The sequence below is a fragment of the Fluviicoccus sp. genome, from assembly GCF_030646115.1.
GTDB lineage: Bacteria > Pseudomonadota > Gammaproteobacteria > Pseudomonadales > Moraxellaceae > Fluviicoccus.
The window spans coordinates 195,652-202,584 of the sequence record NZ_JAUSMX010000019.1; the positions used below are offsets into that span (position 1 = coordinate 195,652).

Annotated in this window: 3 protein-coding genes; 1 reads left to right on the forward strand and 2 read right to left on the reverse strand. The window is 59.8% G+C overall.

Going from position 1 to position 6,933, the window contains the following annotated elements:
- Window positions 1-8: 8 nt before the first annotated feature.
- A complete protein-coding gene (locus Q7T36_RS14905; protein WP_304850316.1) occupies window positions 9-2,309 on the forward strand; it encodes a FecR family protein in 2,301 nt (766 codons plus the stop codon).
- A 50-nt stretch (window positions 2,310-2,359) separates the two neighbouring features.
- Here Q7T36_RS14905 and Q7T36_RS14910 read toward each other — a convergent pair whose 3' ends face one another.
- A complete protein-coding gene (locus tag Q7T36_RS14910; protein ID WP_304850318.1) occupies window positions 2,360-4,030 on the reverse strand; it encodes a ShlB/FhaC/HecB family hemolysin secretion/activation protein in 1,671 nt (556 codons plus the stop codon).
- A 21-nt stretch (window positions 4,031-4,051) separates the two neighbouring features.
- The coding region (locus Q7T36_RS14915) for a YDG domain-containing protein (RefSeq protein ID WP_304850320.1) at window positions 4,052-6,933 on the reverse strand (2,882 nt) is incomplete at its 5' end.

Genomic DNA, 6,933 nt, shown 5'->3' on the forward strand with positions numbered 1-6,933 from the left:
GATTCACCATGTCCGGGACTCAACGCCTGCCAGGCGCTCGCCACCTGCTGGCCATCATGGTCACCGCACTCTCCGGGCATGCCCTGGCCGACGTTGCGGGCAAAGTCAATTTCGTATCCGGACCGGTCATGGCCTACAGCCTGGACGGCAACCAGCGCCTGCTGACCCGTGGCGCGGAGGTCAACGGCGGCGAACGTCTGGAAACCGGCAAGGGCCGCCTGCAAATCCGGTTCACGGACGGCAGCTTCCTGTCGCTGCAACCCAACACCATTTTCCGGCTGGACAGCTACCGATTCGAAAAGAACAAGCCTGAAGAAGGCCAGTTGCTGTTCAACTTCGTGCAGGGCGGCATGCGCACCATTACCGGCGCCATCGGCCGCGTGAACCGTGCGCGTTACAAGGTGCGCACCCCGGTCGCCTCGCTGGGCATTCGCGGCACCGGTTATGCCTCCACCCTCAACAACGGCGTGCTGACATTGAGCGTGGACAAGGGCATCGTCAATATTGAGAACGAGTTCGGCTCCAGCAATGTCAATGCCGGGCAGACCTTCCGCGTCATTCAGGGTGAAGCGCCGCGACTGGCCCCGGACGGTGTCAGCGCCGATGCCCGCGCCCGGGAACCGGACAACAACTTCACGACCGCCGGCAATGACCGCGACATCAACAGCAACCCCGAGACAGGTGCCGAAGTGATCGCCGGGGAAAATCCGGACTTTGGGCAAGTCGTGGTTGCCAATGTTCTGCCGGACTCCAACTACCCCCCCGGAAGCGGCGTGCCCCTCCCCTCCTACACGCTGGCCAGCCGCTTTGAGCAAACCGGAAACTCACTGCTGTTGAGCGGTTTGGGGGCCATTTTCAACCGCACGGCTTCTGATGCCGGGCGGGGCGGGCTGGTCGGGCTGACCGAAACCCGCAACAATTCGATTTCGGCGATTTTCCATACCGGTTCCGCCGGGAATGCCTTGCAATTCAATGGCATCACCACCATCGGCGACCTCTCTTTCGGAGAGTGGACAAATGGCGTCGCCGCCAACGGCACACTGGACCGGACCGATGGCAACATCACGCTGGGCGACGGTCAGTTTGAGCCCTACATCATCGGCGCATCCTCATCGCAAGCCTTGGGGCTGGATGCCGCCGGGCAAGGGGTGAAGTTGTCCTACCTGCTGGCGGGCGCCACGGTGGCGGGCAGCACCAACGGCGAAGCCGGTGTACTCAGGAACCTGTCGCTGAACATTACTCTGGCTCCGGTTTCACTGGTGGACGTGGACCTGAAGGTCAGCATGCAGAATACCGGCGACTACGTTGCCTCGGCCCGTAACCTGATGATCAATAACAACAACGCCTCCACCAGCAGCGGCCTGCGGCTGAACGGCAGCGACCTGACCGCCACCGGCCAGGGCTGCACCGGTCAAGGTTGTGCGGTGCGTCTGGAAGCCTTCTTCGCCGGAAATGATCCTCAACTAGGTGCGATTTATGTCATTGACCGCACTAGCTCCCAGATCAGCGGCGTGGCGGCCCTGGACCTGAGCGGCAAAACCACCGCTTCCGTGCTGCTGGCGGATGCGGCCTCGCCGGATTACCGGGCTGTCTTCGTCAAGCATGGCGGGGTTTATCAGGAAAACGCCATCAGCGCCGACTTTGCCTCCAACGGCAACTGGCAAAGCGGCACCGTTTCGTCCAACAGCGTTTACGGCCCGAACAGCCAGGCCTCGGTTGCGGCCGTCAATCAAGGTGTGGCCCACGTCAACCACACGCTGGCCTGGGGCCAATGGGTCAACGGCTCGGCGCAGTTCGGCAACGGCAACACGGTGGATCTCAACAGTCAGGGCGTGCACTACCTGGTGGGTTCACCGACCGTCTCCGGCAACCTGCCCAACAGCGTGCTGACTTACAACCTGCTGGGCGGTTCACGCCCAACGCTGGCGGACGCCAATGGCGCACCGGCTTCGGCCAGTGGCATCCTGACTTCCGGCACCATGACGCTGGACTTTGAGGCCAGCACCGCTTCCCTGAATCTGGGCATGGCTTTCGCCGCCGGTTCGCAAACCGCCTCGGTGTTGCTGAGCGGCTCACAGGGCATGATCTCGTCCGGCAATGTCGGCTTTGACAGCCTGAATGTCTCCGTGGGTTCGAATGCGGGCACTCCGATCGCCTGCACATCGTGCTCGGGCAGCGCCAGCGGCTTTGTCGCCGGGCCTTCGGCGGAGATGGTGGGGTTGGGATATGCCGTCAACGGCGTGACGGTGCTGCAGACGGACAACGGTTCCATCAGCGGCGTCGCCACTTTCGGCAATCCTAAACCCTGATCGTTGTTGCGGAATCAGCGTGCCGACCACCAGGGTCGGCACGCAGTCACTCAGAACTGATAACTTCCCTGCAGCCAGATGCGCGGCTTCAGGTCCTTGCCGTCGGAAACCGGCACTTCACTCCCCCGCCAGGCCACATTCAGCTTCAGCCCGACGCCCGGCACCGGTGAGGCATTCAGCCCCAAGCCCTGACCGGAGAGCGTGCGATGATTCTTGCCGGCCGCAAAGGGCGTGTGATTGACATCGACGCCACCGGTATCATAGAACAACACGCCCTGCAAGGTGGGCAGCAGGCGGTAACGCCATTCCGCCGTCGCCAGCCAGCCCTCATCCCCCAAGCCCTCACCCGAGGGATAGGCGCGCACACCGCCAACGCCCCCCAGCAAAAACTTCTCGGAGGAATCCAGGTTCTTTCCGGCAAACTGCGCCGAGAGTGAGCCGTACAGCCCCGACTTCTCGGACAGGCTGTACAAATAGCTGCCGCTGAGCGTCACCTTGGTGAAACTGCCGTTGGATTTGGCGCCAGCCGCATCCTTGGCACGCTCGCTTGCCGGGTCGATGCTGAGACTGCCGAACGTCCCTTCCATGCGCCAGGCACCCGCCCCTTCGCCACGCACGGCGTTTCCGGACAAGGTCAGCACGGCGGAGCTGACCTTCTTGTCCACCGTAAACGCCGTGATATCACTCAGGTTGCTTTGCTGCAACGCCGCCTCAAACAGAATCTTCCGTTTTACATCCAGCACCAAGGGGTAACTGGCCTTGAGGCCAATCGTCAAGGCATCACCATGTAAATCAAGGCTGGCAAACTGATCGCCCAGCACATAGCGGCTGTAACCCGTCTCAACGCCAGCCCGCCAGCCGTTGACCCCTACTGGCATATCCCAGCTAACCAGCCCGTAGGCCAGCGACTCATCACTGACCGTGGCGCGCAAATCCAGTTGGTCACCGGCCTGCAGCGGGTTGTTGAATTGCATGTGGCCGCTGAGGCGGTACTGGCCGGTAAAACGGTTACCGGTATTGTCCAGCATGATATCGCCGGAACGGGAGCGCCCTTCCGGCACGCTGACGATCAGATTGGTGGTGCCGACTTCTTCACCGGCGCGCAAAGCGCCCTGAATACGGCCCACACCCGGAAGGGTGTTCGCCAGCAGCAGCGCCCGATTGACACGGGAGGTGTCCATCAGCTGTCCGGGGGTAATCCGGCCCTCAATCAGTGACTTCAGATACTCATCCGACACCTTGGACTTGTTGTTCAGCACGATGCGGTTGAGTTTGCCTTCCAGCACCTGAATCACCACCTCACCGTTCTGCACGGTTTGCGCAGGCAGGTAGGCGCGGGCCACCGAATAACCATGGTGCCGGTAATAGCGGGTAATCTGGCGGGCGGCTTCATTCAACTCTGACAATGTCCGCTCAGAACCCACCATCGCGGTCAGCAACGACTCCAGTTCCCGGGCGGTAAAGGCCGTACTGCCCTTTACCGTCATGGACTTGACCAGGAACCGCATTTCCGGCTGACCGGGCGCGGCTGCGGAAGGCTTGTCCAGGGAGTCTGCCTCCAGCGGGCTGACGGTTTTTTGCGGCGGTTGCGGTACGGTCCATGGCTGCATCTGTTGCAGCGTTCGACCGGCATCCGGCTGGTCCAGCGCAAAGGCGGAAACAGCGGGCATGACCACGGAGGCCAGCAGCACTCCTTGCATCAGCGAAAACGGCTTGCTCATTTTCATGGAAATCCTGCGTCCTTAGAATGTATTGTCATCATCGTCATCGGTCAGATCGCCCGGCAGGCGTATGCCTTCACCCAGCACCACCAGCAAGCCGTTCTCCCCGTCCGGGGAACCGCCATCTCCACCATCAGGCGGAATCACCGGGTTGTTGATGTCATCCGGGTCTGGCAGGAATACGGGGTTGTTGCCGGGAGGCGCCTCACCATTATCACCGCCACCCGAGCTGGTCGCTGCGACGATGGTCAGTTGACCTGCCTGATAGGAGATAATGTAATTCCCGGCAGTGAGGCCTGAAGGAGTCACGTTATACACGCCCGGTGCCGAGGCAGACGTTGCATCCGTGGCAAAAGTCAGTGTACCGCTGAGCCCGGAAACATAATTACCAAGACTGGTAGAGGCATCGGCATTGAAGAACGTTGCACCCGCCAAGCCGGAAACGTTATCACCCACCACAAAGTTGGCAATGTTGATGCTGAACGCCGGATTGCCGCTTCCCTCAACACGCGAGGCATCGTTAGCCTTGATCGTCAACGTTGCCCGGGTGATGTCAGCACTCAAGGTCTCCTGACTGAGCGTGTAGTTACCGGCGTCAAAACCGTTCAGTTGGTAGGAGGCTGTCACTGCCTTGCTGCTACCGGCATCCTTGTCGGCAAAGACACCCGCACCACTGACTGTGACATCATCACTGCCCAGAATGCCGGACAGCGTTCCGGCATCGACGATGGCGACCGTATTTGCATCATAAACCTTGCTAACCGCCGAACTGCCGCTAATGGACAGCGCCAACGGCGTGATGTCCGCCAGCAGTGTTTGGTCCGCCAGCGTGTAGTCAAGGGCTTCATTGCCGGAAAGCGTATAGCGGGCCAACACATTCTTGTCGGCGCCGGCCTGCTTGTTGTCGAAGCTGCCACCCGCTGCTGCCGCCTGCACCACATCCCCTGCGATGATGCCTTGCAGTTGTCCGGCAGTTATCGCCGCATTGACGTTGCCGTCATAGACTTTGTCGGCGGCCACAGATCCGGTGATGGTGAGTGCTTTGGGTGTGATGGTTCCGGTCAGTGTGTCATCTGTTATTGCATAGTAATCGCCCGCTGAATCCCCGGTCAGGGTATAGCTTGCAGTGACTTGCTTGCCGGTTCCTGCATGACGGTCAGTAAACTGACCTGAGGTGCCGCCGATGGCTACCTGGTCGCCTGCAATGATGCCTTCCAGCACCCCGGCATTTACCTGCGCATTGAGCAGACCGTCATAGACCTTGTCAGCCACGGTGCTGCCCGTCACCATCAGGTCACGCTGGTAAATATCTGCGGTGGTTTCGGCATTCATCGACACCAGACGATAGTTCGCCTTATCTGCCCCGACCAATTCACCGGAAACCGTCACGGTTTTGGCGTCAGCGGCGTGGCGGTCGGCAAATTGACCGGTTGTCGTTACGCCAATGTCATCCGGGTTGGAGCCTTCCCAATCAATCAGGTTATTCAGATTGGCGTAGGTTGAGGCATCCACAGTCCCATCATAGACCTTGCTCTCGGCCACGATATCCGCCGTGATCTCCCGAATAAAGATATCGGCGGTGTCGGTGGTGTTGGTGGAAACGGTGTAGTTACGCGCATCCGTGCCAAGCAGGCGGATAGACGAGAAGGTCACCGTTTTATCCGTACCGGCATTTTTGTCGGCAAACGCGCCACGGGCACTCAGGGTAACAATGTCATCCGCCAACACGCCGTCGATGAAGCGCTGGGTAAACGCCCCCGTATCTGCGTCATATATCTTGTCGTCCGCCACCAGCGTTCCAGTGATGGCCCGCGGGGTGATATTCGCCAAGGTGGTGCTGTTGGCCGATACCGAGTAGTTGGCGGCATCGCTACCGCTGACGGTGAAGTTGACGTTCACTGTCTTGCTGTTGCCGGCATTTTTGTTGGTGAATGAACCGGAGGTGTTCATGACCAGGTCGTCGCTACCCAGCAGGCCGCTAAGGCTTCCGTGCGTCGTGGCAGCCGTCGTGGCGTCATAGACGCGGCTGTCTGCCGTAATCGCTCCTGTGATCGAAAGCGGTGTGATGTCCGCCGTTGTTTCAGCGTTGATAGACACCAGACGGTAGTTCCCGGCATCAATACCGCCAAGGACACCGGAAACCAGGACCCGCTTGTTAGTTCCCACATTTTTATCCAGATACTGTCCTGTGGTCAAAAACTGGATATCATCGCCATCGGTGAACCCAGCACCCCAACCGTCTCCCTGCAGATCTCCACTCGTTAACACATCGGTGGTAGCGTCGTACACCTTTCCATCCGCCCAGATAGAACCGGTAACTTCCAGTGGGGTGATATCCGCCAGGCTCTCCACATTGGTTGTGACAGAATAGTTTCTGGCATCAACTCCCGTCAGGCGGATATTGGATAATGTGACGATTTTATCCGTCCCGACGTTCTTGTCGCTGAACTTTCCGCCGGCGGTCAGGCTTACATCATCAGCGGACAAAACGCCGTTTAAGACGCCTTGGACTGAGGTAGATGTCAGTGCGTCATAGACCTTGTCCTGGGCAATCAAATCTCCACTGATTTCACGCGGCGTGATATCGGCGATGGTCGTGCTGTTGGTCGAGACGCTGTAGTTACCGGCATCCGCGCCCGCCACCATGAAGCTGACGTTCACTGTCTTCGTTGAGCCGACATTCTTGTCCAGGAAGGTGCCGCTGGTGGTCAGGGACAGGTCGTCATTGCCCAGCACACCGCTCAGGCTGCCGGTGGTTACCGCCGCCGTCGTGGCGTCATAGACTTTGCTGTCGGCCGTGATCGAACCTTTGATCGCCTTCGGGGTGATATCGGCGATCGTCGTGCTGTTGGTCGAGACGCTGTAGTTACCGGCATCCGCGCCCGCCACCATGAAGCTGACGT